This window comes from Occultella glacieicola (genome assembly GCF_004353825.1).
GTDB lineage: Bacteria > Actinomycetota > Actinomycetes > Actinomycetales > Beutenbergiaceae > Occultella > Occultella glacieicola.
In genome coordinates, this window is the sequence record NZ_SMNA01000003.1 from 191790 (window position 1) to 213179 (window position 21390).

General features: G+C 72.6%; 20 protein-coding genes. 4 read left to right on the top strand and 16 right to left on the bottom strand.

Annotated features, from left to right (window positions below):
- Positions 1-47: 47 nt before the first annotated feature.
- Genes EXU48_RS06505 through ggh form a run of 8 tightly spaced genes read right to left on the bottom strand, consistent with a single transcriptional unit; the run spans position 48 to position 9691 of the window.
- Positions 48-1343: an ABC transporter substrate-binding protein gene (locus EXU48_RS06505; RefSeq protein ID WP_165962706.1), complete on the bottom strand. Its 1296-nt coding sequence runs from the start codon at positions 1341-1343 to the stop codon at positions 48-50.
- A 20-nt stretch (positions 1344-1363) separates the two neighbouring features.
- A complete protein-coding gene (locus EXU48_RS06510; protein WP_133106834.1) occupies positions 1364-2680 on the bottom strand; it encodes an amidohydrolase family protein in 1317 nt (438 codons plus the stop codon).
- A gap of 5 nt (positions 2681-2685) precedes the next feature.
- The gene (locus tag EXU48_RS25305) at positions 2686-3798 is read right to left on the bottom strand and encodes an NAD/NADP octopine/nopaline dehydrogenase family protein (RefSeq protein WP_133106835.1); all 1113 of its coding nucleotides are present in this window, start codon (positions 3796-3798) and stop codon (positions 2686-2688) included.
- A complete protein-coding gene (locus tag EXU48_RS06520; RefSeq protein WP_165962707.1) occupies positions 3795-4772 on the bottom strand; it encodes an LLM class flavin-dependent oxidoreductase in 978 nt (325 codons plus the stop codon). The genes EXU48_RS25305 and EXU48_RS06520 overlap by 4 nt, the downstream gene beginning before the upstream one ends.
- Positions 4769-5665 (bottom strand): FAD binding domain-containing protein, encoded by an 897-nt coding sequence (locus tag EXU48_RS06525; protein WP_133106837.1) that lies wholly within the window; start codon positions 5663-5665, stop codon positions 4769-4771. Before EXU48_RS06525 ends, EXU48_RS06520 begins: the two co-directional genes overlap by 4 nt.
- Positions 5662-6129: a (2Fe-2S)-binding protein gene (locus EXU48_RS06530; RefSeq protein WP_133106838.1), complete on the bottom strand. Its 468-nt coding sequence runs from the start codon at positions 6127-6129 to the stop codon at positions 5662-5664. The genes EXU48_RS06525 and EXU48_RS06530 overlap by 4 nt, the downstream gene beginning before the upstream one ends.
- Complete coding sequence (locus tag EXU48_RS06535; RefSeq protein ID WP_133106839.1) at positions 6120-8366, bottom strand: xanthine dehydrogenase family protein molybdopterin-binding subunit; 2247 nt, start codon at positions 8364-8366, stop codon at positions 6120-6122. The genes EXU48_RS06530 and EXU48_RS06535 overlap by 10 nt, the downstream gene beginning before the upstream one ends.
- Entirely contained in the window at positions 8363-9691 is a 1329-nt protein-coding gene (gene ggh / locus EXU48_RS06540) for a glucosylglycerate hydrolase (RefSeq protein WP_133106840.1), read from the bottom strand. The genes EXU48_RS06535 and ggh overlap by 4 nt, the downstream gene beginning before the upstream one ends.
- Positions 9692-9874: 183 nt before the next feature.
- Between ggh and EXU48_RS06545 the strand changes: the two genes are divergently transcribed.
- Both EXU48_RS06545 and EXU48_RS06550 read left to right on the top strand, forming a co-directional pair.
- Complete coding sequence (locus tag EXU48_RS06545; RefSeq protein ID WP_165962708.1) at positions 9875-11167, top strand: ROK family protein; 1293 nt, start codon at positions 9875-9877, stop codon at positions 11165-11167.
- Positions 11168-11274: 107 nt separating this feature from the next.
- Positions 11275-12519 carry an FAD-binding oxidoreductase gene (locus EXU48_RS06550; protein ID WP_165962709.1) on the top strand — a complete coding sequence of 415 codons (1245 nt, stop codon included), beginning with the start codon at positions 11275-11277 and terminating at the stop codon, positions 12517-12519.
- Positions 12520-12586: 67 nt separating this feature from the next.
- Here EXU48_RS06550 and EXU48_RS06555 read toward each other — a convergent pair whose 3' ends face one another.
- The 3 genes from EXU48_RS06555 to EXU48_RS06565 are packed head-to-tail and all read right to left on the bottom strand — an operon-like array spanning position 12587 to position 15680.
- Positions 12587-12955, bottom strand: a complete 369-nt coding sequence (locus tag EXU48_RS06555; protein WP_133106843.1) for an allophanate hydrolase-related protein — start codon at positions 12953-12955, stop codon at positions 12587-12589.
- Complete coding sequence (locus EXU48_RS06560; protein WP_133107112.1) at positions 12948-14195, bottom strand: DUF6986 family protein; 1248 nt, start codon at positions 14193-14195, stop codon at positions 12948-12950. The genes EXU48_RS06555 and EXU48_RS06560 overlap by 8 nt, the downstream gene beginning before the upstream one ends.
- A 30-nt stretch (positions 14196-14225) precedes the next feature.
- Positions 14226-15680, bottom strand: coding sequence for an NAD-dependent malic enzyme (locus EXU48_RS06565; RefSeq protein WP_133107113.1), 1455 nt, complete (start codon positions 15678-15680; stop codon positions 14226-14228).
- A gap of 105 nt (positions 15681-15785) precedes the next feature.
- Here EXU48_RS06565 and EXU48_RS06570 point away from each other — a divergent pair, with 105 nt between their 5' ends.
- Positions 15786-16598: an IclR family transcriptional regulator gene (locus tag EXU48_RS06570; protein WP_133106844.1), complete on the top strand. Its 813-nt coding sequence runs from the start codon at positions 15786-15788 to the stop codon at positions 16596-16598.
- A gap of 33 nt (positions 16599-16631) precedes the next feature.
- On the opposite strand, the gene EXU48_RS06575 is transcribed toward EXU48_RS06570, so the two are convergent.
- Positions 16632-18188 (bottom strand): nucleobase:cation symporter-2 family protein, encoded by a 1557-nt coding sequence (locus EXU48_RS06575; RefSeq protein ID WP_133106845.1) that lies wholly within the window; start codon positions 18186-18188, stop codon positions 16632-16634.
- 124 nt (positions 18189-18312) lie between these two features.
- On the opposite strand from EXU48_RS06575, the gene EXU48_RS06580 reads away from it, so the two are divergent.
- Positions 18313-18948: a nucleotidyltransferase family protein gene (locus EXU48_RS06580; protein WP_235856878.1), complete on the top strand. Its 636-nt coding sequence runs from the start codon at positions 18313-18315 to the stop codon at positions 18946-18948.
- 23 nt (positions 18949-18971) lie between these two features.
- On the opposite strand, the gene pucL is transcribed toward EXU48_RS06580, so the two are convergent.
- The 4 genes from pucL to bcp form a co-directional block, all read right to left on the bottom strand.
- Positions 18972-19883, bottom strand: coding sequence for a factor-independent urate hydroxylase (pucL, locus tag EXU48_RS06585; RefSeq protein WP_133106847.1), 912 nt, complete (start codon positions 19881-19883; stop codon positions 18972-18974).
- 1 nt (position 19884) lies between these two features.
- Entirely contained in the window at positions 19885-20223 is a 339-nt protein-coding gene (gene uraH / locus EXU48_RS06590) for a hydroxyisourate hydrolase (protein ID WP_133106848.1), read from the bottom strand.
- Entirely contained in the window at positions 20223-20723 is a 501-nt protein-coding gene (uraD, locus tag EXU48_RS06595) for a 2-oxo-4-hydroxy-4-carboxy-5-ureidoimidazoline decarboxylase (RefSeq protein ID WP_133106849.1), read from the bottom strand. The genes uraH and uraD overlap by 1 nt, the downstream gene beginning before the upstream one ends.
- 188 nt (positions 20724-20911) lie before the next feature.
- Positions 20912-21388 (bottom strand): thioredoxin-dependent thiol peroxidase, encoded by a 477-nt coding sequence (bcp, locus tag EXU48_RS06600; protein ID WP_133106850.1) that lies wholly within the window; start codon positions 21386-21388, stop codon positions 20912-20914.
- Positions 21389-21390 lie beyond the last annotated feature (2 nt).

The following is a 21390-nucleotide window of genomic DNA, read 5'->3' on the forward strand; positions in this document are numbered from 1 at the left end:
CGGAAGCCGGCCGCCCCGGGGGTCGGGGCGGCCGGCTCGCCTGCGGACTAGCTGGAGAGCTTCTGATTCGTCTCTTCCGCGGCTGCGGCGAGGGCGTCGGCGGGGGCCTGCTGGCCCTGGATGACGGCGTCCCACATGTTCGCCATGACCCCCCACTCGATGTCGCCCCAGATGGGCAGGGCCGGTCGCGCCCTGGCGACCTCCATCTGTTCGACGAAGGTCTGCCGGACCGGGTCCTCGGCGGTCCACTCGGAGTCGATGACGTCCCGGCGTCCGGGAATGTTGCCGGTGTCCTGGATGTAGGGCATCTGCTCGGTGGCGGTGAGCCAGCTGACCAGTTCCCAGGCCAGGTCGGACTGGGTGGAGTTGTGGCCGACGCTGATCGTGGTGCCGCCGAGGATTGACGCCGACCCGGTGCCCGCGGGGAGCGGGGCCACGGCCCAGTCCAGATCCGGGTTGCCCTCCTCGATCGGCGCGGTGCCCCACGGCCCGGTCGCCATCATGGCGCAGCGGCCCTGCACGAACGGGGCGACGTACTGGTCCCAGCTGGCATTGGCGCCGACGAACTCCGGCGGCATCACCTTGTCCTCGAGGACGAGCCCGGAGTAGAACGCGAACGCTTCCTGGCCGAGGTCGTCCGCGAACGTCGCGGTGGTGAGGTCCTCGCTGAGGATGGTCCCGCCGTTCTGCCACAGCCAGGGCCAGAACAGGAACGCGCCGTAGCCCTGGGCGCCCATCATGTAGCCGTACTGATCTCCGCCGGTCAGCTCGATCGCGGCGTCCCGCAACTCCTGCCAGGTGGTCGGGACCGCGATCCCGGCACCGTCGAGCAGTTCGCGGTTGTAGAAGAGGCCCACGTTGTTCGTCGTGTACGGCAGTCCGAAGAGTCCGCCGTCGTAGCTCGAGCTCGCGAGCAACTCGTCGCCGAAGTCGCCGGTGACCGCGTCCGCCTTGTCGGTGACGTCGGCCAGCACCTGCGCGGCCGCGAGTTGCGGCACCGACGAGACGTCGACGATCGCCACGTCCGGACCGGAGCCACCGCTGCTGGTGGTGGTCAGCTTCGGGACCAGGTCCTGGGTCGGGATGCCCTGGACGTTCACGGTCACGCCGTTGGCCTCACCCCAGGCCCGGACCGCGCGCTGCAGCCCGGAGTCCGAGTCGCCGGCGACGCCCGCGTTGGCCCAGAGTTCCAGGGTGCCGCTCCCGGAGGCGCCGCCACCGGTGGGGTCACTGCCGCCGCCTCCGGAGCCGGTGCCGCACGCGGCGAGGGTGAGGCCGGACGCGACACCGCCCCCGAGGGCGAGCAGCTGGCGGCGGCTGAGGCGGGGAGAGGGAGTGCTCATGTTCTTCATTCCTTGTCTCTTCACTGAGGGGGAGCCATGCGGGAGGGGATGCCCCAGAACTGCGGGACGGTGGAACCGATACGGGCGGCGAGGTCGCGGACCACCGACGACGCCTCCTCGGCGAGAGCGACATCGTCGGCAACCGTGAGTGCGCCGTCGCGCAGGATGTGCCGGCCGGCCACGACCACGTCGGTGACGTGGGCGGGCGCGGCGCGGTGGACGACGGACCACACCGGGTCCGCCAGCGGCTGCACGGCCGGGGCCGTGAGGTCGAGACGCACCAGGTCGCCGGCGTCGAAGCCTGCCGGCAGCCCGAGGGCGCGGGCGCCCGCCCCGGTCGCCATGTCGAAGGCGCGGCTCGAGGTCAGCGCACCGGGATCGCCGGCTGCCTGCCCCTGGGCGTAGATCGCCTGGCGCATCTCGTGGAAGGGGCTTTCCATGCCGTCGACGCCGAGGGTGACGGTGGCGCCCGCGTCGAGCAGGTCGACGACCGGGGCGAAGCCCTTCGCGAAGCGCAGGTGGTTCGTGGGGCAGTAGGCGACCACGGCGCCGCTGGCGGCGATCAGCTCGATCTCGGCGTCGCTGAGCCTGACGCCGTGGACCAGGACGGTGCCCGGGCGCAGGAACCCGGCGTGGTGCAGGAGTTCGACCGGGCGGACACCGTGCTCGGCGCGGCAGGCGTCGACCTCGGCCTGGGTCTCGGCGATGTGGGTGTACAGCCGCACCCCGAGCCGCTCGGCGGCGCGTGCGGCCACGGCGTAGTCGTCGGGGGCGTTCGAGCGCATGGACACCGGCGCGAGGTAGAGCTGCTCGCGCGGCAACAGCACGTCCGCGGCCCGCTCGGCGAGCGCCACCACGTCCTCGACCGAGGTGCACAGCCGCTCCGCTCCCCTGGTCATGATGCCGAGCGCGAGGTAGCCGCGCAGACCCACGGCCCGGTGCCCGGCGACGACCGCCTCGAGCAGGCCGTCGCGGTGCAGCGGGTAGACGTGGTCCACGACCGTGGTCACGCCGGCCCGCACCTGCCGGGCCGCGGACAGCGCCGTCAGAGCCCGGTACTCGGCCGGCCCGGCGACGGCCTGGGTGGCCGACGAGGCGGTGATCGCCGTCGCCAGCGACGCGCCCTCGGAGGCCCGCCCGGTGGGCAGGAACGAGCGCAGGTGGTCGTGCATGTTGATCAGGCCGGGCAGCAACGCCGCGGCGGCGGTGTGCCGGGCGCCGTCGCCGGCGGCGCCCTCGACCCGCAGCCGACCGCCGTCGACCGTGGCGGTCGCCGGCCAGGGCTCGCTCGTCGCATCGGCGACGGCGATCCCGGTCAGGTCGCTCGGGGTGGTCACGTCGGTCACCACCACCCGGTCCGGGTGGCCTCGAGCAGTCCGTCCCGGCCGACACCCTCGAGCCCGAACGTGGCGAGCGTGCGGCCCTCGGCCCGGTAGTCGGTCCCGGTGGCGATGCCGGCGAGGTGGATCATCGCGTCGATCGTGGGGGTCGCCACGCCCACCTCGCGTCCGATCGCGGACATCAGGCAGAGCGCGTAGGGCACGTCCTCGGTGATGTACCGGCTCTCAAGCGCGTTCGGGCCGGTGCCGAACGTCGAGTCCGAGAACGCCGAGGACTGCAGGGTGGCGTACAGGTCGTCGAGGAAGGCCGGCGCGAAGCCCTGCTCCACGAGATAGGCCTCGTAGCCCTTGAGGTTGGTGAAACCGAGCGCGCGGCGGATGTCGACGAGTTCGGCGTCGATCGCACCGATGAAGCGGGCCACCGCGGGGCTGGCGCCCTCGCCCCAGAGCAGGAACTTCCCCGGCCGGCCCTCGATGGCTCCGAGGTTGGCCAGGATCGGCGGCACGTGGTCGATCGCGTTGAAGTTCAGCAGGATCGTCTCCAAAACGCTCTCCCCCGCGCTCACCGAGGACCAGATCGCACCCGCGGTGGCCACGGCGCGGTTCCCGGCGGGCATCCCGGCGGCGATCGTGCCGCCGACCTTGCGGGAGGCGGTGATCAGACCCGGCTCCCGGACCCGTGCGCCGTAGGGCAGGCTGTTCAGTTCCGCGATGTCGACCTCGACCCGGCGGCCGGCGCGGCGCATGGCCGCCACCAGCGCGAGGCTGCCACCGCCCTCGCCCGCGAAGATGACCTGCTCCCCGCCGGACAGGTTCGCGGCGAGGAGTTCCGCGAACGTGTCGTGCCCGAATGCGGGCACCGAGACCACGATCACGTCGGCGTCGCGGATGGCGGCGGCTGGGTCGAGGCTGCCCCGAGCGGGGCTCTCGGTGATCCGGTGCCACGGCGTCTTGAGGCGGATCACGCCGTGGGCGTTGATCGCGTCGATGTTCGTGCGGAACCGCTCGAAGTCGGCGACGGTCACGTCCACGCCGGCGAGCGAGAGTTCCATGGCGCTGGACAGGGCGCCGGCGCCGGAACCGACGACGGTGACGGACTGCGGGAGCGTGGTCATGAGGAGAGGGCCTCCGAGAGTGCGGTGAGCTGGCGGACGGTCTGGTCGGGGGTCGAGCCGCCGACGCTGACGATGACCTCGTCCACGCCACGATCGAAGAGGGTGCGGAGCCCGTCGGCGACGTGCTCGGCGGAGCCGGCGAGACCGAACGCCTCGGCCATGGAGTCGGTGACCTGGGTTGCGGCCGCGGCCCGGTCGCCGCTGCGCACCGTCGCCCGCAGGGCCCGGACCTCGTCGGCGTCGAGACCGTAGATCCCGATCAGCTCGTCGGCGTAGGCGCCGCCCGCCATGGTGACGCATCTGGGCGCCAGGGCCCGCAGGGCCGCGGTCCGGTCGTCGTTGATCTCGACATCGAGCATCAGGGCGATCGCGGCGCAGCCGTCGGTGCGTTCGGCGGCGCCGGCCGCGACCTTCTCCTTGACGAAGTCGATGTGACCGGCGGAGATGCCGTGGGTGATCACGCCATCGGAGATGGCGCCGGCGAGCTCGAGCATCTTCGGACCGCGGGCGGCGAGGTACAGCGGGCCGTCCTGGGGGGCCCAGCGCAGCGCGGACCCGTCCGCCGAGAACGTCTCCCCGGTCACGTGCGCGGTGCCGCGGCCGAGTTCACGGGCGATCTGCACGGTCTCGCGGGTGATCTGCAACGGACGGCGCATCGGGATGCCCATCTCGCTGGCGAACTCGTAGCCGCCGGTGCCGAGCCCGAGCACGAACCGGTCCGGCCCGATCTCCCGCAGCGTCGCCGCCAGGCTCGCGAGCAGGGTGGGGTGCCGCAGGAACGGGGACATCACGGCCGTGCCGAGCCGGACCCGTTCGGTGCTCGCCATCATCAGGGCGAGCGCGGCGGAGACGTCGCGGTGGAAGTAGTGGTCCGCGAGCCAGACGCTCGTGAAGCCGAGGGCCTCGGCGCGCCGCGCACCCTCGGCGGCGGCGGTGATCGGCTGGTCCAGGCGGACGGTGACGCCAACGTTCACTGGTCCTTCTCTCTCGTGGTGGGGATCACGTGCTGGTCGGGTCCGCCGCTGGTCGACGGCGGAAGGAGGGCTTCGCGCAACAGTCCGGCCGCGCATCGGCGGCGGTAGTGCGCGCTGGCGCGCAGGTCGTCGATGGGGCTGATGTCGGCATCGACGGCAGCGACCGCGGCGTCGACGACGTCCGGGGTCGGGGAACGTCCCTCGAGCGCGGCCGCGGCGGCGTGCAGCCGCACCACGGTCGGTGCGACGGCGCCCATCGCGAGCCGGACGTCGGTGAGCCGACCGTCCGGCTCCCGGCACCACTGCCAGGCGAGGTTGAGGAACGAGATGGCCTGGGCGCGCCGCCCGCCGATCTTGCGGAACCCGCCCTCCGGGCTCGGCCGCGGGACGCGCACGCTGGTGACCCACTCGCCGGCGGTCAGGTCCACCCGGCGGGGTCCGAGCAGGAAGTCCGCGAGCGCCACGGTGCGCCGACCGCCGTCGGGCGTGACGATCTCGACCACCGCGTCCGCGGCGAGCAGGGCCGGGACGGTGTCCGCGGCCGGCGAGCCGGTGACCAGGTTGCCACCGATGGTGGCGCGGTTGCGGATCGTGGTCGAGGCGAACGCCTCGATGGCGGCGCTCAGGGCCGGGAAGGCACCGGCGCACCCGGCGGCGACGTCGGTCAGCGGGTGCACGGCGGAGATCCTCAGCTCGCCCGTGCCGGGGTCCCGGGTGGCGGCGGGGCGCGTGGACGCGAGCCCGGTGAGGTCCACCAGGGTGGGCGCCTCCAGCCCGTCGCGGCGCTGCACGAGCAGGTCGGTGCCGCCGGCGACGGCCCGGGCCCCGGTCAGCAGCCGGGACACGTCCGCCGTCCCCTCCGGGCGCAGCAGGGTCGGGGTCGGCGGCGTCATGCGTCACCGCCCGCGCGGCGGGCCGAGGCGGCGTCGTGGACCGCGTCGTAGAACCGGTTGTAGGCGGTGCACCGGCACAGGTTGCCGTCGAGCGCCGCACAGATCTGGTCGTCGCTCGGGTCCCGCTCGCGGTCCAGGAGAGCGGCGCAGGAGTTCAGGACACCGGGGATGCAGTAGCCGCACTGGATCGCCTGCCGGGCGACGAATGCCTCCTGGAGTGGGCCGTGCCCTGCCGCAGCGAGCCCTTCCACCGTGCGGATCTCCGCGTCGAGGACCTGACCCACGAGCACCAGGCAGGACGTCATGGCGCGCCCGTCGATGACCACGGTGCAGCTGCCGCACTCCCCCATGCCGCAGCCCTCCTTCGCGCCGGTCAGGGCGAGGTGGTCGCGCAGGTAGTCGAGCAGGCGCATGCCGTGGTCGGCCGGCGCCGGGGTGGGGACCGGCGATCCGTTCACGCGCATGGTGACTCCTCGATCAGGGCCAGCATTCGTTCCGGTGTCACGGGTAGCACCTGCGGCAGCACCCCGACCGCGTCCCGGATCGCGGCAGTGATCGCCGGCGGGGTCGGCACCACGACGACCTCGGACATGCCCTTCGCGCCGAACGGCCCGGAGTCCTCGCTGCCCTCGACGAACAGCGTGTGCATCCGGGGGGTGTCCGCGATCGTCGGCACCAGGTAGTTCTCGAGGCTGGTGGTGCGCGGCACGCCCTCACTGACCCGGTGGTCCTCCATGATCGCCAGGCCGAGGCCCTGCAGGATGCCCCCCTCGGCCTGCCCGATGGTGGCGGCCGGGTTGATCGGGGTGCCGCAGTCGAGCACGCACAGCAGCTCCGGCACCCGGACCTCACCGGTCAGGGCGTTCACCTCGACCCGCACCACCTGGGTGCAGGTGCCGTAGACGCGATGCGGTGCGAACGTCGCGAGCTGCTCCGGCGGCACGATGCCGATGTCATCGGTGTCCGGGAGCCGGAACTCGGCGTTCACCTCCGCTTCGCCGAGTTCGATCAGTTTCGTACCGACGCCTGCGGCGTCCGTGGCCAGCGGCAGGCCGAGGCCGCGGCACCGTTCGACGAGTTCGTCGCACGCCGCGCGCACCGCGGCACCGCCGGCATAGGTGGAGCGCGACGCCGCCGTCGGCCCCGACTCCGGCACCGCGCCGGTGTCCCCCACGCGCACGTCGATGGTGTCGATCGGCAGGCCGAGTGCGTCCGCGGCGACCTGCCCGTACGTGGTCTGGATCGACTGTCCGGTGTGGTTCGGCCCGGCCCAGATGGTGATCTGCCCGTGGTCGTCGATCGACAGGCGCGCCCGGGCGGTGTCCCCGGTGCCCGAGCCCATGCCGACGCCCTTCATCGCGACGGCGATGCCGGTGCCGCGGCGCCAGGGGCCGGTCGCCTCCGCCTGCCACCGGTGTCGTTGCGCCCACAACGGATGGTCGACGGCGGTGCGCAGGGTCTCGCGCACGTTCAGGCTCGTCGTGGTCCGGTGCCGGTAGAGGCTGTGGCGGTCGCCGCGGTCGAGCACGTTCCGCAGGCGGATCTGCGCGGGGTCGAGGCCGAGTTCATGGGCGGCCTCGGTGATCGCGTTCTCGATCGCGAACGCGACCTGGGGCACGCCGTAGCCGCGGAACGCGCCGGCGTTGGCGTTGTTCGTGTAGTAGACGGTGCCGTCGAAGGCGGCGACGTCGAAGCCATAGGGCCCGGTGGACATCTCTGCCGACGTCTTCATCACGTTCGGGCCGGAGGTGATGATCGGGCCGGTGTCCGCGACGGCGCGCACGGACGAGCCGAGGATCCGGCCGTCCGCGGCGAACCCGATGTCGATCGAGGTCCAGAACGGGTGCCGTTTCGCGCCGGCCGCCATGACCTCCTCACGGGTCATGTGCACATGGACCGGGGCACCGGCCGCACGGGCCAGCAGCGCGAGGAAGACCGGCATCGGGTCGTCGTTGCGGGACCCGAACGCGCCGCCGACGGGGTTCGCGATCATCCGGACGGACTCCGCCGGGATGTCCAATGCGCGCGCGACCTTGCGCTGGTGCAGGCCCGGGTTCTGGGAGCCGCACCAGATGGTCACGGACTCCTCCTCGGCGTTCCAGGAGGCCACGCCGCCCGGCGTCTCGATCGCCACGTGCTCCTGCGCGGGGGTGTGCACCGAACGACGCAGCACCAGGGCCGCGCCGGCGATGGCAGCCTCGACGTCGCCCGAGGAGAACGCAATGTTGCCGGACACGTTCCCGCTCGCGTGCAGTTGCGGGGCGGCGGCGGCGGCCGCCGCGGCCGGCCCGTCGACCACGGGCAGCGGGGTGAGCTCGAGGCGGATCAGGTCGGCGGCCCGCTGGGCGGTGGTCGCGTCCGTGGCCGCGATCAGCGCGATGGCCTCGCCGACCTGGCGCACCACGGCATCCGCCAGAGCCGGACCGTCGACAGCCCGCGGACCGAGCGCGTTGACCGGCACGTCGGCCGCGGTCACCACGGCCCTCACGCCCGGCAGGGCGAGCGCCTCGCTGACGTCGATCGCGTCGATGCGGGCGTGCGGCACCGCGCTGCGCAGCACGTGGCCGTGCAGCATGCCCTCCTCACGCCGGTCGGTGACGTAGGTGATCGCGCCGGTGACGATGTCGTGGCCCTCGAGCGCGGGCCGGGACCGGCCGACCCACGGGGCGGGCCGGCCGGCCACGGGGGCGGGCGCCGTCATGCGTCCTCCTCCGCGGCCCAGGCGAGCGCGGCGGCTGCGGTCCAGGACTGGTCCCGGCTGCCCAGTGCGGCACCCGAAACCGCGTCGTAGTACTCGGCGAAGGTGCCGTCGGCGAGTTGGCGGCGGCCGGCGGCTGCGATCGCGTCGGCCGCTTCGCTCTCACCGTGGTGGCGCAACGCCCACGTGAACAGCCAGGTGATCACGGGCCACTGCGGGCCGCGCCAGTAGTTCCGGCTCACGAACACGGGGCTGTCCGGGGACGTGGTCGGTGGCAGCGGGTTCGCGAGGCTGGCGTGACCGCACCAGGCGGGGCCGAGCAGGTCGGCGACCAGCCGGGTGTACTCCCGGGGCTCGGCGCCGCAGATCAGCGCGGCGAACCCGCCGATCGTGCTCGCGGTCAACCACTCACCGGCGCGCATGTCGTAGTCGCGGGCGTGCCCGGTCCCGGGGTCCACGGTCGCGGCGACGGCGGCCCTCGCCCGGGCGGCCATCTCCCGCAGCGTGGCTGCCTCGGTGGTGCGGCCCAGCCGCGTCCCGAGCCTGGCCAGCAGGTCCGCGGACAGGGCGTGGACGGCCGTGAAGAACACGTCACCGACCCGGAAGTCGATCACCTCGCGGGCCGCGGCGTCGTCGTAGCGCACCGAGACGAGCTGTTCGACGAGCCAGAGGTAGCGGTCGTAGTCGGCATCGGCCGGCCGCTCGCCGGAGTCCGCCACGTGCTTGGTGTCCTCGCGGATGTACGGGGCCATCTCCCCGACCCGCACCCGGGCGCACGCGGCATCCCAGCGCGGCGAGTTGTCCATGCCGGACTCCCACGGATGGTGGATCTCGATGAGCCCGCTCGGGTGCGTCCCCCGGGCGTCGTCGAGCCACGTGTGCCAGGCCAGCCACGCGTCGAAGGTGTCGGCGAGGAAGAGGTCGAACGCCTCGGCGTCGGCGCCGCCGTTGCGGTGGGCCTGCTCGCCGATGATCCAGACAGCGAGACTATGTACGGCCGGTTGACAGATACCGGAGGTAACGACGTCGGAGGGCGCGGCCGCGAGGCCCACCGTCCGCCATCGCTGCGGCCCGGGGAAGTAGCCGGGCTCGGCACTGAAGAGGATCTGCGGGATCATCCCGGTGCGCCACTGGCCGCGCAGCAGGTGGCGCAGTTCGTCGAGCGCGCGCGGCACGGAGACCGTTCCCCAGCCGATCGCCACAAATGCGGCATCCCAGGACCACTGGTGCGGGTACAGCAGCGGCGCGGCGACCGTCTGTTCGCCCCGGTCATTGGCACGCAGCACGTCGGCGGCCGCGTGTGTGAGCGGTGTGGCGAGGTCGGGCATCTTCGTCCTTCGGGGGTCCGGCTTGATCAACACGAATTGTGTTCGCGTGCTGAACATAACTGCTTGTTCCGCGGAGGTCAACGTGCCATCATGACGACACGCCGCCGGTGCTCCAGCGAGTCGGCGGCGCCGAGGGGACCGGAGTTGGATCCGTTCCCCGGACCGATCGACGAAGGCAGGACGATGGCAACGGACACCTCCGGACCGCCCACCGTCGCGGTGCCCGCGGGACAGCCGGCGACAGCCCTTCCGGCGACCTCCCACGGCGCGCTGGTGTCCTTCATCCGGTCCCGGCCGGGCTGGACCCGGCAGCAGCTCCTCGCCGCGACCGGGCTGTCCCGCACCACCCTGTTCGACCGTCTGGACGCCCTGTTCCAGCACGGCTACGTCTTCCAGGACGGTTCCGCACCGGCCGGCGCCGGAGGTCGTGGGCCGGGCCGTCGCTCGGAGTTGCTGCGCTGGGACACCCGCGGCCGGGTGGTGCTGGTCCTCGACCTGGGGCAGACCCACGCACGGATCTGTGTCACCACGGTCGGTGGCGGGAGCCAGCGGATGCGAGACGTCGCCATCGACATCGACACGGACGCACCCGGCTATCTGGCGCAGGTCACCGAGATCGGGGACGTGCTCCTGCGCGCCGGGACCGACGAGACCCTGATCGGCGTGGCGCTCGGCATCCCCGGTCCGGTCGACCCGGGCACGGGGGTGCTCGGCACCTCCACCACGATGCCCCGCTGGGAGGGCTACCCGGTCTCCGAGAGCCTGCGCGAGCGCTGGGGGGTGCCCGTGGTCATCGAGAACGACGCCCGGGCGTTCGCCCTCGGCGAGTCCAGTGTGATCGGAGGCGACCGGTCGGTACTCGCGATCAAGTACGCGACCGGCATCGGTGCCGGGATCGTGGACACCGGCCATGTGCTGGAGGGCTCCGACGGCGCCGCCGGGGACATCGGCCACGTCCGGATCAGTGACGACGGCCCGGTGTGCACCTGCGGGCGCCGCGGCTGCCTGGCCGCCTGGGCCTCCGGTCACGCCCTGATCCGGCGCCTGGCCGAGACCGGCGTGCGAGACCTGAAGGACATCACCGAGCGCGTCGCGGCCGGCGATCCGGTGGTCTGCGCCGCCGTCGACGATGCTGCCGCACGCCTGTCCCGCGTGCTGGCCACCGTGGTCGCCGCGGTCAACCCGGACAACCTGGTGCTCGGCGGCTCGCTCGGTCGGCTGCCCAGGGTGGTGGCCCGGATCGATGCGCTGATCCGCGAGGACGTGACCGAACGCGCGCGCCGCCACCTCGTGGTGGGGGCCGCCCACCTCGGCGCCGACGGCGCGGTGGTCGGCCTCACCCGCAAGGTGGTCGACCTCGTCTACGACCCCGCCGTGATCGACGCCGCGATCGCGGCCGGTGGTGCCGAGCGGCACGCGGGTGTCGCCGGACCGGCCGACCCGGTGCGCCCCGGCGCCGAGCACGCGCCGGCATGAGCGCATCCGCGTCGACCGGGCCAGGGGCATGGCTGCGGCGAGCCGACCCCGGCTATCCGTCACGCCGTGCGGGCCTCTCGGTCTCGGCCTGGCAGCCGCCTCGCCCGATGCCCGCCGCCATCGCCACCCCCCACACCCCCGACGAGGTGGTCGAGGCCGTGCGGCGCGCCCGCGCCGAGGGTCTGCGGCTCGCGGTCCGCGGTGGTGGTCACTCCCTGAGCGCGACCCACCTCGTCGACGGCGCGGCCGTCCTCGACCTGAGGCACCTCACCCGCTTCGACGTGAAACGCGAGTCCGCGACGGCCTGGGTCGGTCCTGGCGTGACCACCCTCGCGGCCGCGGCAGCCCTGGATGCCGTGGAACTCTCCTTCCCGGTCGGACACGCACCGACCGTGGGTTTGTCCGGCTTCCTACTTGCCGGTGGCAACGGCTGGAACACGCCGGTCTGGGGCCATGGCTGCGAGCGGGTGCTCGCCGCGGACGTCGTGTTCGCCGACGGACGCCGAGCGGTCGTCGACGACGAGACGGATCCGGACCTCTTCCGGGTGCTGCGCGGCGCCGGGCCGGCGTACCCCGGCGTCGTGGTGGCGTTCCGGCTGCAACTGGCGCCCGAGCCACCCCGGATCAGGCGGCACGTGGTCGAGGTCGACGCCCGCGACGCCGAGCGGGTCGGCGCGACCTTGGACGAGGTGGTGGCCACGCTCCCGGCGCACGTCGACACGACCGTGTTCTGGCACCCGGCCCGCGCGGACGACGACGTCCCGACCCTGACCGTCGCCGCCACGTCGTTCGCACCCGGTATTGACGACGGCCTCGACCCGATCCGCTCGGCAGACCTACCGGTGCTCTCGACCGCCTCAACGGACGCCGGCCGGTCGCTCTTCCAACTCCTCGACCCGCTCCCGCGCCACGAGGGGGACGCCATGTTCTCCGACCACCTCTGGACCGACGCCGGCTACCGGGCACTGCTCCCGCTGCTGCCCACCCGCGACCCGCGCCTGAACGCCGCCTCGAGCGTGCTGCTGACGACCTCCGCACGGCGCGCCGACGGTGCGGCACCGGGCCGAGCCGTCTATTCGCCGTCGGGAAGGATGAGCGTCTCCGCCTACGCCCACTGGGATCCGGCCTCCCAGGGCCCCGAGCACCCGGTCGGCTGGGCCCGCCAGGTCATCGCCCGCCTGGCGCACCTGGGCAACGGCTGCTATGTGGGCGAGGCGGACCTCACTGCCGGCCGGGCCACGCTCACGGATTGCTTCGGCGGCGCCGGGGCCGACCTCGTGCGACGCGTGGTCGCCCGACTCGACCCCGACCGCGTCATGGCCACGCCGTTCACCGGGCACCACGGAAGCTGACCGGGGCGCGGACTCGACCCCGGCGTCGCGCCAGGGGTGGCCGCTCCACCTCGCGTCCTGTTCCCGCTCAGGCGCCGCGGTACGCCCGCCAGCCGCCGGCGGCCGAGATGTCGGTGTGTCGTCCGGAGGCGACCTCCTCGGGTCGCAGCACCATGGACAACACGGCCCGGCCGTCGTCCAGGCGGAGCACGCCGAGCTCCAGCTCGGGCGGCTCGCCCGGCAGGAACCTCTCCGCGAGGACCGTCAGCGGCACGTCGTAGAGCTCACCGACGATCGCGGCGATCCCGCCGGGGGCGATGCCCGGGAACTCGTCACGGACCGAGAAGAACCGGTAGGCCGGCGCGGTGCGTGCCGGCCCGAGGAACGGGTGGCCGGCGATGTTGTGGTGCACGCCGCCGCCCCGCATGCCCTCACCGTTGACGAAGAGCTCAGGCACGGCGCACCGGCCTGGCCAGCTCCTCCAGGCGGGCCCGCTCGAGCCCGTCGAGGTCGGCGGCCGCCAGAGCACCGCAGTCCAGACCGCGCACCACGAACGCGGCCAACGCCTTCGCCGTCGCCGGTTCGTCCAGGACCGCACCCGCGCGCTCACCGAGGTAGTCGGTGAGCCGGGCGACGGCGTCCGGCGCCGACGCGCGGAAGTAGGCGTAGGTGGCGGCGAACCGGCTCGGCAGCTGCGCCGGGTGCAGGTCCCAGCCCTGGTAGAAGCCCCGGTGCAGCGAGCGGGTGACCAACCGGCCGTGCAGCGCCCAGGCCGCGATCACGGCGTCGGGCTCGCCGACCGGCAGCACGTTCGTCGAACCGTCGGACAGGTGCACGCCGGTTCCTGACGCGGCGAGTTGCATCACCGCCTTGGCGTGGTCCGCGGCGGGATGCTCCATGCTCTGGTCCGCGGCCGCGATGCCGAGCGAGGCGGAGTAGTCGTAGGTGCCGTAGTGCAGGCCGGTGACCCGGCCCTGTCCCGCGTGCAGCATCGGTGCGATGAGGGCGGTGCCATCGGCGCCGAGGATCGCCTGGGGAGTCTCGACCTGGATCTCGAACCGCAGCCGCCCTTCGGGCAGACCCAGTCGGGTCTCGAGGTCCGCGCACGCGAGCACCATGGCGCGCACCTGCGCGACCGTGGTGACCTTCGGCAACGTGAGCCTGAGCCCGTCCGGGAGCCCGCCCGCGGCGGCCAGTTCACCGACGAAGAGCGCGAGGGTCCGGAGCCCGCGTGCGCGCGTGGCCGGCTCGAAGCACTTGAACCGGATCCCGACGAACGGTGGCAGCCGGCCGGCCGCACCGGCCTCGGCAACCGCCCGCGCCGCGGCCCTGACGTCCGCGTCCTCGCGCTTCCCTCGATCGCCGTAGCCGTCCTCGAAGTCGATCCGCAGGTCCTCGATCGGCTCCGAGCCGACCTTGACCGAGACGAGGTCCGCGATCAGGACCCGCTCCTTCGCCTCCGGGACGAGTCCGTGGGCCTCCAGCAGTCGGTCGATCCCGCCGACCGCGTCGAGCGCCTCCTGGGCCCGTGCGCCCCAGCGGGCGGACAGGTCCGGACCGAACCTGTCCCCCGGCACGTACACGGTGTGCACCGGCTGCCGGGCACCGGCGTCCCCCGGGTAGCGCCGGGCCGTGGTGGCATCGGGCTCGGCGAGCAGGTCCTCGATGGCGCGGGTCGCCGCGGACGTCAGGCCCACTCCGTCGGCGTGGTTCTCCGGCGACACCGCTCAACCGCCGATCGTTGCGACGAACTCGGCCGCGCCGGCGTCCGGCTCGACCTCGTGCCCGGCGCGCTCCCGCTCGGCCCGGGCCACGTCCTGGACCGCCTTCGCGACGGCCTCGGCCACGGTCGCGTCGAAGACGCTCGGCACGATGTAGTTGGGGTTGCGCTCGGAGTCGGCCACGGTGTCCGCGATCGCGACGGCCGCCGCGCGCAACGTCGCGGGGCTGATGTCGGTCGCGTGGGCGTCCAGCAGACCACGGAACAGCCCCGGGAACGCGAGCACGTTGTTGATCTGGTTCGGGTAGTCGCTGCGCCCGGTCGCCACCACCGCGGCGTGCTGGGCGGCCTCGATCGGGTCGACCTCGGGGTCCGGGTTGGCGAGCGCGAACACGATCGCCGCCTCGTTCATGGTGGCGACATCCGCACCGTCGAGGATCCCGGCCGCGGAGACGCCGATGAACACGTCCGCGCCTGCCATGCCCTCCTTCAGGGAACCGGCGAAGCCCTCGGGGTTGGTGTTCTCGGCGAGCCAGCGGCGGTGCTCGTCGACGTACTCGCGGCCGCCGTGCACGGCGCCGGTCCGGTCGAACCCGATGATGTTCGTGGCCCCCTCGTCGGCGAGCAGGTGGATGATCGCCGAGCCCGCGGCACCGACCCCGGAGACCACGATGCGCACCTCGGCGATGTCCTTGCCGACCACCCGGAGCGCGTTGATGAGGGCGGCCAGCACCACGATCGCGGTGCCGTGCTGGTCATCGTGGAAGACCGGGATGTCCAGCTCCTCGCGCAGCCGACGCTCGATCTCGAAGCACCGCGGAGCCGAGATGTCCTCGAGGTTGATGCCGCCGTAGCCCGGCGCGATCGCCTTGACCACCCTGATGATCTCCTCGGTGTCCTTGGTGTCCAGGCAGACCGGCCACGCGTCCACCCCCCCGAACTGCTTGAACAGGGCCGCCTTGCCCTCCATCACCGGCATGGCCGCCGCGGGCCCGATGTCGCCGAGGCCGAGGACGGCGGTGCCGTCCGTGACGACGGCGACCGTGTTCCGCTTGATGGTCAGGCGGCGCGCGTCCTCGGGCTTCTTCGCGATCGCCAGGCAGACCCGGGCCACGCCGGGGGTGTATGCGCGGGACAGGTCGTCGCGGTGGCGCAGGTTCACCTTGGGCCGCACCTCGAGCTTGCCGCCCAGATGCATCAGGAAAGTGGCGTCGCTGACCTGACGGACATGGACGCCGTCGATCGCCTCGAGGGTCGCCGAGATCGACTCGACGTGCGCGCCGTCGACGGCGTTGCAGGACACGTCGACGACCATGCCCGTGTCGGTGGACTCGACCACGTCCACACCCGTGACCGCCGCACCCGTGGCGCCGACGGCGGCCACGATGTCCGTGGTGGTTCGCGGGCCGGTGGGGGCCTCGACGCGCAGGGTGATCGAGTAGCTCGGGCTGGGCAGGGCCATCATCGGTCCAATCTCTCGCGATTCGGATTCACACTTCCACTCAGCGGAAGCATAGGTGATACTGGGAGGTCAAGGAAGTGGCCGGACATACGAGAAGGTAGAGACATGGGAAGCACAGACAGCACAGGCTCGTCGGGAGCGCCCCAGCCGGAACCACGGGAGAAGGTCGCGAGCGGCCAGGTGCAGTCCGTCGACCGGGCCATCGAGCTCCTGGAACTGATGGCGGACGCCGGCGGTGAGGCCGCGCTGTCCGAGCTCGCCGCGAGCACGGGGCTGCCGCTGCCGACCATCCATCGGCTGATGCGCACGCTCCTGTCCCGCGGGTACGTGCGCCAGCTCCCCTCGCGGCGGTACACGCTCGGGCCGCGGTTGATCCGGCTCGGCGAGAGCGCGGGACGCCAGCTCGGCGCCGGGGCCCGCCCCTACCTCACGGCCCTCGCGGCCGAACTCGGGGAGACCGTCAACCTGGCGATGATCGACCGGGACATGGCCGTGTACGTGGCCCAGGCGGCGTCGCGGCACTCGATGCGGATGTTCACCGAGGTCGGCCGCCGGGTGTTCACCCACGCGACCGGGGTGGGCAAGGCGGTGCTGGCCCAGCTGCCCGACGCCACGGTGCTGGAGATCGTGGCCCGGGTCGGGATGCCCGCCGCGACCCCGCAGACGATCACGGACCCGCAGGCCCTGCTGACCGAGCTGGCGACGATCCGGGAGCGCGGGTACGCCATCGATGACGGTGAGCAGGAGATCGGCGTGCGCTGCTTCGCCGTCGAGGTGCCCGGCGCGCCCACGCCGACGGCCCTGTCGATCTCCGGGCCGTCCGCCCGGGTGGGATACGACTTCGCCGAGACCGCGGTGCCGGTGCTGCACCGCACCGCGGCCGAGCTGGCGAAGGAACTCATCTCCCCCGGCGCCTGACGTCACCTCGTCACCCTCCTCCCGCGCCCGCCCTCACGCCCCGTCGCAGACCGCCTTGACCTCGTCACGGCTGGTGATCTCGCCGGCCTCGACCTTGCGCTTGACATCGTCGTACCGGTGATCGGGGACGATCGGGACCTCCTCACCCTCGGCGTCGACGAGCCTGCCGTCCACCAGCGTGTCTCCCTCGCGCAGCGCCTGCAGGTCGACCTGCTTCATCAGCCGGACCGAGGTCCCGGCCACGAACACCGAGGCCTGGTCCGTGTTGCCTGCCCGGATGTGGTTGAAGACGATGTTCAGCACCACGGCCATGAGTGCCGCGGAACTGATCCCGGAGTGGAAGATGATCGTGAACCAGTCCGGGAAGGCGTCGTAGAACGTCGGCTGGACCACGGGAATGAGCCCGAACGCCAGGGACACCGCGACGATGATCAGGTTCATGTTGTTCTCGTACTTCACCTTGGCCAGGGTGCGGATGCCGGCGGCGGCCACAGTCCCGAACAGCACCACGCCGGCGCCGCCGAGGACCGGCGTCGGGATCGCCGCGACCACCCGGCCCACGAGCGGGAACAGACCCAGCACCACGAGGATCACGCCACCGGCGGTGACCACGAACCGGCTCCTCACCCCGGTGATGGCGACCAGCCCCACGTTCTGGGCGAACGCCGTCTGCGGGAACGAGTTGAACACCGGCGCGACGGCGGAGGAGAGCATGTCGGCACGCAGGCCGTCCGCGATCCGGCGGGAGTTCACCTTCGTCTTGACCACCTCGCCGACGGCGAGGATGTCCGCGGTGGTCTCGGTCATCGTCACGATGATCACGATCAGCATCGAGACGATCGCGGCGACGTCGAAGGTGGGCCAGCCGAACGCGAACGGGGTCGGGAACGCGACCACGGCGCCGTCGCCGATCCCGGAGAAGTCGGCCATGCCGAGCGCCGCGGCCACGATCGTGCCGACCACGATCGCGAGCAGGATGGACAGCCGGGAGAGCGTGGCACTGTTGACCTTCGACAGGATCAGCACGACGGCCAGGGTGAGGGCCGCCAGGCCGATGTTGGCCATGCTGCCGTAGTCCTCGGCCTCGGCGTTGCCGCCCATCGCCCAGTTCGCGGCCACCGGCATCAGGGTCAGGCCGATGGTCGTGATCACGACACCGGTCACGACCGGCGGGAAGAACCTGATGATCTGTGCGAAGAACGGTGCGATCAGCAGCCCGATCAGCGAGGCCACGAGCACGGCGCCGAACACGTCACCGAGGCCGCCTCCGCCGTCGAGGATCGCGAGCATGGTGGCCACGCCGGCGAACGAGACGCCCTGCACGAGCGGGAGCTGGGACCCGAAGAACGGCAGCCCGAAGGACTGCAGGATCGTGGCCAGCCCGCCGATGAACAGGCAGGACGCGATCAGCAGGCCGATCTCCCCGGGGGCGAGACCGGCCGCGCCGCCCATGATCAGCGGAACGGCGATGATGCCGCCATACATCGTCAGCACGTGCTGGAGGCCGTAGGCGAACGAGGCACCGATCGAGAGGCGCTCGTCCTCCGGCCTCGCAGGCCCGGTGCGTGTGCTTGCTGTTGCTTCCGCCATGGTTGTCACTCTCCTTCGAGTCTGGTCGGGCCGGCTCGCGAGCCACCTGCGACGGCGGCTCTCGGGTCCGGCGGGACCGTTGCGGTTCGGTGGTTCGTCAGGTCCGGCGGGCTACGCTCGCCGGGTGGATGTGTGTGGCGTGGTGCTCGCGGCCGGCGGTGGGAGCCGGCTCGGTCGCGGCCCGAAGGCCCTGCTGACCCACCGGGGCGCGCCGCTCGTGGAGCACGTCGTCGGCGCCCTGCGCGACGGCGGCTGTGATCGAGTGGTCGTGGTCCTCGGCGCCGAGGCGGACCGGGTGCGGGCGGCGACGGAACTCGGCTCTGCCCGGGTGCTGGTGAACCACGACTGGGCCGGCGGGCTGGCGTCCTCCTTCCGGGCGGGCGTTGCCGCTGCCATGGCGACCACCCAAGAAGGCGCCGCCGACGCACCCGGTCAGGCGCCGCCGTCGGGCATCGATGCCGTGCTGATCGCACTCGTGGACCAACCCGGCGTCAGCGGCGCGCTCGTGGCACACCTGCTGGCCGAGCACCGGCCGGGCACGGTCACGGCGGCGCGGTTCGGGCCCCGCGCCCGACCCGGCCACCCCATGGTCCTCGACGCCGGGATCGCCGTCGCCGCGGCGGCGCTCGCGACCGGTGACGAGGGCGCCCGGCGCTACCTGCGCGCGCACCCGGAGGTGCTGCGCCCGGTGGACTGCACGGGGCTCGGCGCGGCGGAGGACGTGGACGTGCCGGCGGACCTGCACCGGCTCGAGGCCTGACTGCCGCGCCATCACCGCTCCGATCAGCAGAAGCCGGTGACCGTGGCCCAGGCTCGCGGCTCCGGAGTGGCGTCCTTGCGCTGCACCGTCGCCTCGATCAACCCGTAGGGACGGTCCGCCGCGAAGAAGACCACGTTCGGGTTGTCCTGGCCGAACGGGCTCAGGTCCACGAGGAAGTGGTGCTTGTTCGGCATCGAGAACTTGATCTCGGCGATCTCCGGGTGCGCCTCGAGGACCGCGACACCCATCTGGTACAGCGTCTGCTGGAGCGCGTAGGAGTGCTGGGTGGCGAACTGCTCCAGCATCAGCCGGCGGACGTCGTCGAACACCGCGTCGAAGTCCAGATCGGTGCGGGTGTAACGCCACCGCGCCTTCACGTCGGTCGCCAGGATCCGGTCGGTGGCCTCGGCGAGCGTCGTGTACGTGTCGCGGGTGAAGCCGACGAACTCCGATGCGGTGGACTTCAGGACGGTGAGGTCCTGCAGACCGGCGACGACGAACACGTCCTCGCCATCGCGCTGGACCACGACGGTGCGGACCTCGGTGCCGCTCTTCACGAACGAGTGGTCGTGCTCGCCCGCCCCGGTGGGGATGCGGACCCAGGAGTACTTCTCGATCTCCCAGCGACCGCCGGAGATCCAGTCGTAGGTGGACGTGAAGTGCTCGCCGAGGCGGAGCGCGAACTCCTCCGGGGTGCCGACGCCGCCCCGGGCCAGGGAGTAGACGGTGTTCTTCTGGCTGTCGGTCGCCACGCAGTGCGCGTTGTCCCCGTCGGTGTGGATCGCGTCCAGGTCGCCGCGTAGCTGTGAGGAGACGTTGAAGTCGGTGATCTCGTGGCGCGGGGTCTCCCGCTCGATGCGGACGAGGCGGACCTCGGCCTTGCCGTACTGGTTCTCGCCCAGGACGGCGATGTCACTGGTCGTGGTGTCGGGCATGTCAGCTCCCTCGGTAGGTGGAGTAGGCGAACGGGCTCAGCAGCACCGGTACGTGGTAGTGCTGGTCCGATCCGGCGACCCGGAACGCCACGGTGACCTCCGGGTAGAACGTGTCGACGCCGCGGGCGTCGAAGTAGGCACCGGTGGCGAAGGTGAGCCGGTAGGTGCCCTCGGGCAGGGCGTCCGGCCCGAGGTCGGTGACTCGGCCGTCGTCGTCGGTGGTCCCGGTGGCGACGTCGGACCAACCGGAGCCACGGGCGCGCCCCTCGAGCAGCACGGCGATCCCGGCCGCGGGCCGGCCGGCCGAGGCATCGAGGACGTGGGTGGTGACGTGGGACATCAGGGGGTTCCTTCCAGGAGGGTCTCCAGGCGCAGGACGGCGATCTCACGCAACTGCTCCGCTGCGGTCCGGCGCTCCTGCTCGGGGGTGTGCGTGAGCCGCTCGTCGAGGGACGCGAGGATCTCGGCGGCGCTGCGGCCTGCGGCCCGGATCAGGAACACGTGGCCGAACCGCTCCTCGTACGCCAGGTTGCCGGCCCGCAGCCGCTCCTGCACGTCGCCGCCGGTGTCGACGCCGGACTGTTCGCGGCGCGACATCGCGGCACCGGGGCCGGTACCCTCGGCGCGTTCGCCGATGCGCGGGTGGCCGGCCAGCGCGGCGTCGATCTCGGTGTCGGTCCAGGGCCTCGCGGCGGTGCGTGCCGCGCCCAGGACGTTGGCGACGCCGGCGAACGGCCGGGCCTCGGCGACCTCCTCGGCCCACCGCTCGACGTCGGCGCAGGCACGCAGCAGGCCCAGGACCTCGTCCCGGGGGGCGGTGTTGAACTCGACCAGCCTCATCGCTCGGTGCCTACACCTTCGTTGACTTCCACATACTGGAATCGAACTTCTGCTAATCGCAAGTTACTCGCTTGGTTCGCGCGCTGTCAAGGGCTCCGGCGACGGCCCGAGGCGACCGCGCCGAGCGTCGGGCGAAACGACCGCGGGCAGGCACCCGAGGGATGCCTGCCCGCTGTGTCCACACGCGCCTACGCGACGCCCAGTTCCTCGCGCAGCGCGCGCACATGCCCCTGAGCCGGCACGTCGTACGCGACCGAGGCCAGGGTGCCGTCCGGCGCCACGACGAAGGTCGAGCGGTGCACCGAGTCGAACGTGCGGTCACCGAACGTGACCGGACCCCAGGTTCCGTAGGCGTCCGCGACCGAGTGGTCGAGGTCGGAGGCGAGCGGGAAGTTCAGGTGTTGCGCCGCCGCGAAGGCCTGCAGGTCCTCGATCGGGTCGGCGGAGATGCCGACGACGGCGTAGCCGGCGCCCTGCAGGGAGGCCAGGGCATCCCGGAAGTCGCACGCCTCGGTGGTGCACCCGGGGGTGCTCGCCTTCGGGTAGAAGTACACGATCACGCCGTTGGTGGCGGCTGAGCGCAGGTCGGCCAGGGAGGCCTTCTCCCCGGCGGCGGTCGGCAGGCTGAAGTCGGGCGCGGGCTGTCCCACATCGAGTCGGCTCATCG

Coding starts and splice junctions, on each gene's coding strand:
- EXU48_RS06505 (WP_165962706.1), bottom strand. CDS start 1,343: ATGAGCACTCCCTCTCCCCGCCTCAGCCGCCGCCAGCTGCTCGCCCTC.
- EXU48_RS25305 (WP_133106835.1), bottom strand. CDS start 3,798: ATGACCACGCTCCCGCAGTCCGTCACCGTCGTCGGTTCCGGCGCCGGC.
- EXU48_RS06525 (WP_133106837.1), bottom strand. CDS start 5,665: ATGACGCCGCCGACCCCGACCCTGCTGCGCCCGGAGGGGACGGCGGAC.
- EXU48_RS06530 (WP_133106838.1), bottom strand. CDS start 6,129: ATGCGCGTGAACGGATCGCCGGTCCCCACCCCGGCGCCGGCCGACCAC.
- EXU48_RS06535 (WP_133106839.1), bottom strand. CDS start 8,366: ATGACGGCGCCCGCCCCCGTGGCCGGCCGGCCCGCCCCGTGGGTCGGC.
- ggh (WP_133106840.1), bottom strand. CDS start 9,691: ATGCCCGACCTCGCCACACCGCTCACACACGCGGCCGCCGACGTGCTG.
- EXU48_RS06545 (WP_165962708.1), top strand. CDS start 9,875: ATGGCAACGGACACCTCCGGACCGCCCACCGTCGCGGTGCCCGCGGGA.
- EXU48_RS06550 (WP_165962709.1), top strand. CDS start 11,275: ATGCCCGCCGCCATCGCCACCCCCCACACCCCCGACGAGGTGGTCGAG.
- EXU48_RS06565 (WP_133107113.1), bottom strand. CDS start 15,680: ATGGCCCTGCCCAGCCCGAGCTACTCGATCACCCTGCGCGTCGAGGCC.
- EXU48_RS06570 (WP_133106844.1), top strand. CDS start 15,786: ATGGGAAGCACAGACAGCACAGGCTCGTCGGGAGCGCCCCAGCCGGAA.
- EXU48_RS06575 (WP_133106845.1), bottom strand. CDS start 18,188: ATGGCGGAAGCAACAGCAAGCACACGCACCGGGCCTGCGAGGCCGGAG.
- pucL (WP_133106847.1), bottom strand. CDS start 19,883: ATGCCCGACACCACGACCAGTGACATCGCCGTCCTGGGCGAGAACCAG.
- uraH (WP_133106848.1), bottom strand. CDS start 20,223: ATGTCCCACGTCACCACCCACGTCCTCGATGCCTCGGCCGGCCGGCCC.
- uraD (WP_133106849.1), bottom strand. CDS start 20,723: ATGAGGCTGGTCGAGTTCAACACCGCCCCCCGGGACGAGGTCCTGGGC.
- bcp (WP_133106850.1), bottom strand. CDS start 21,388: ATGAGCCGACTCGATGTGGGACAGCCCGCGCCCGACTTCAGCCTGCCG.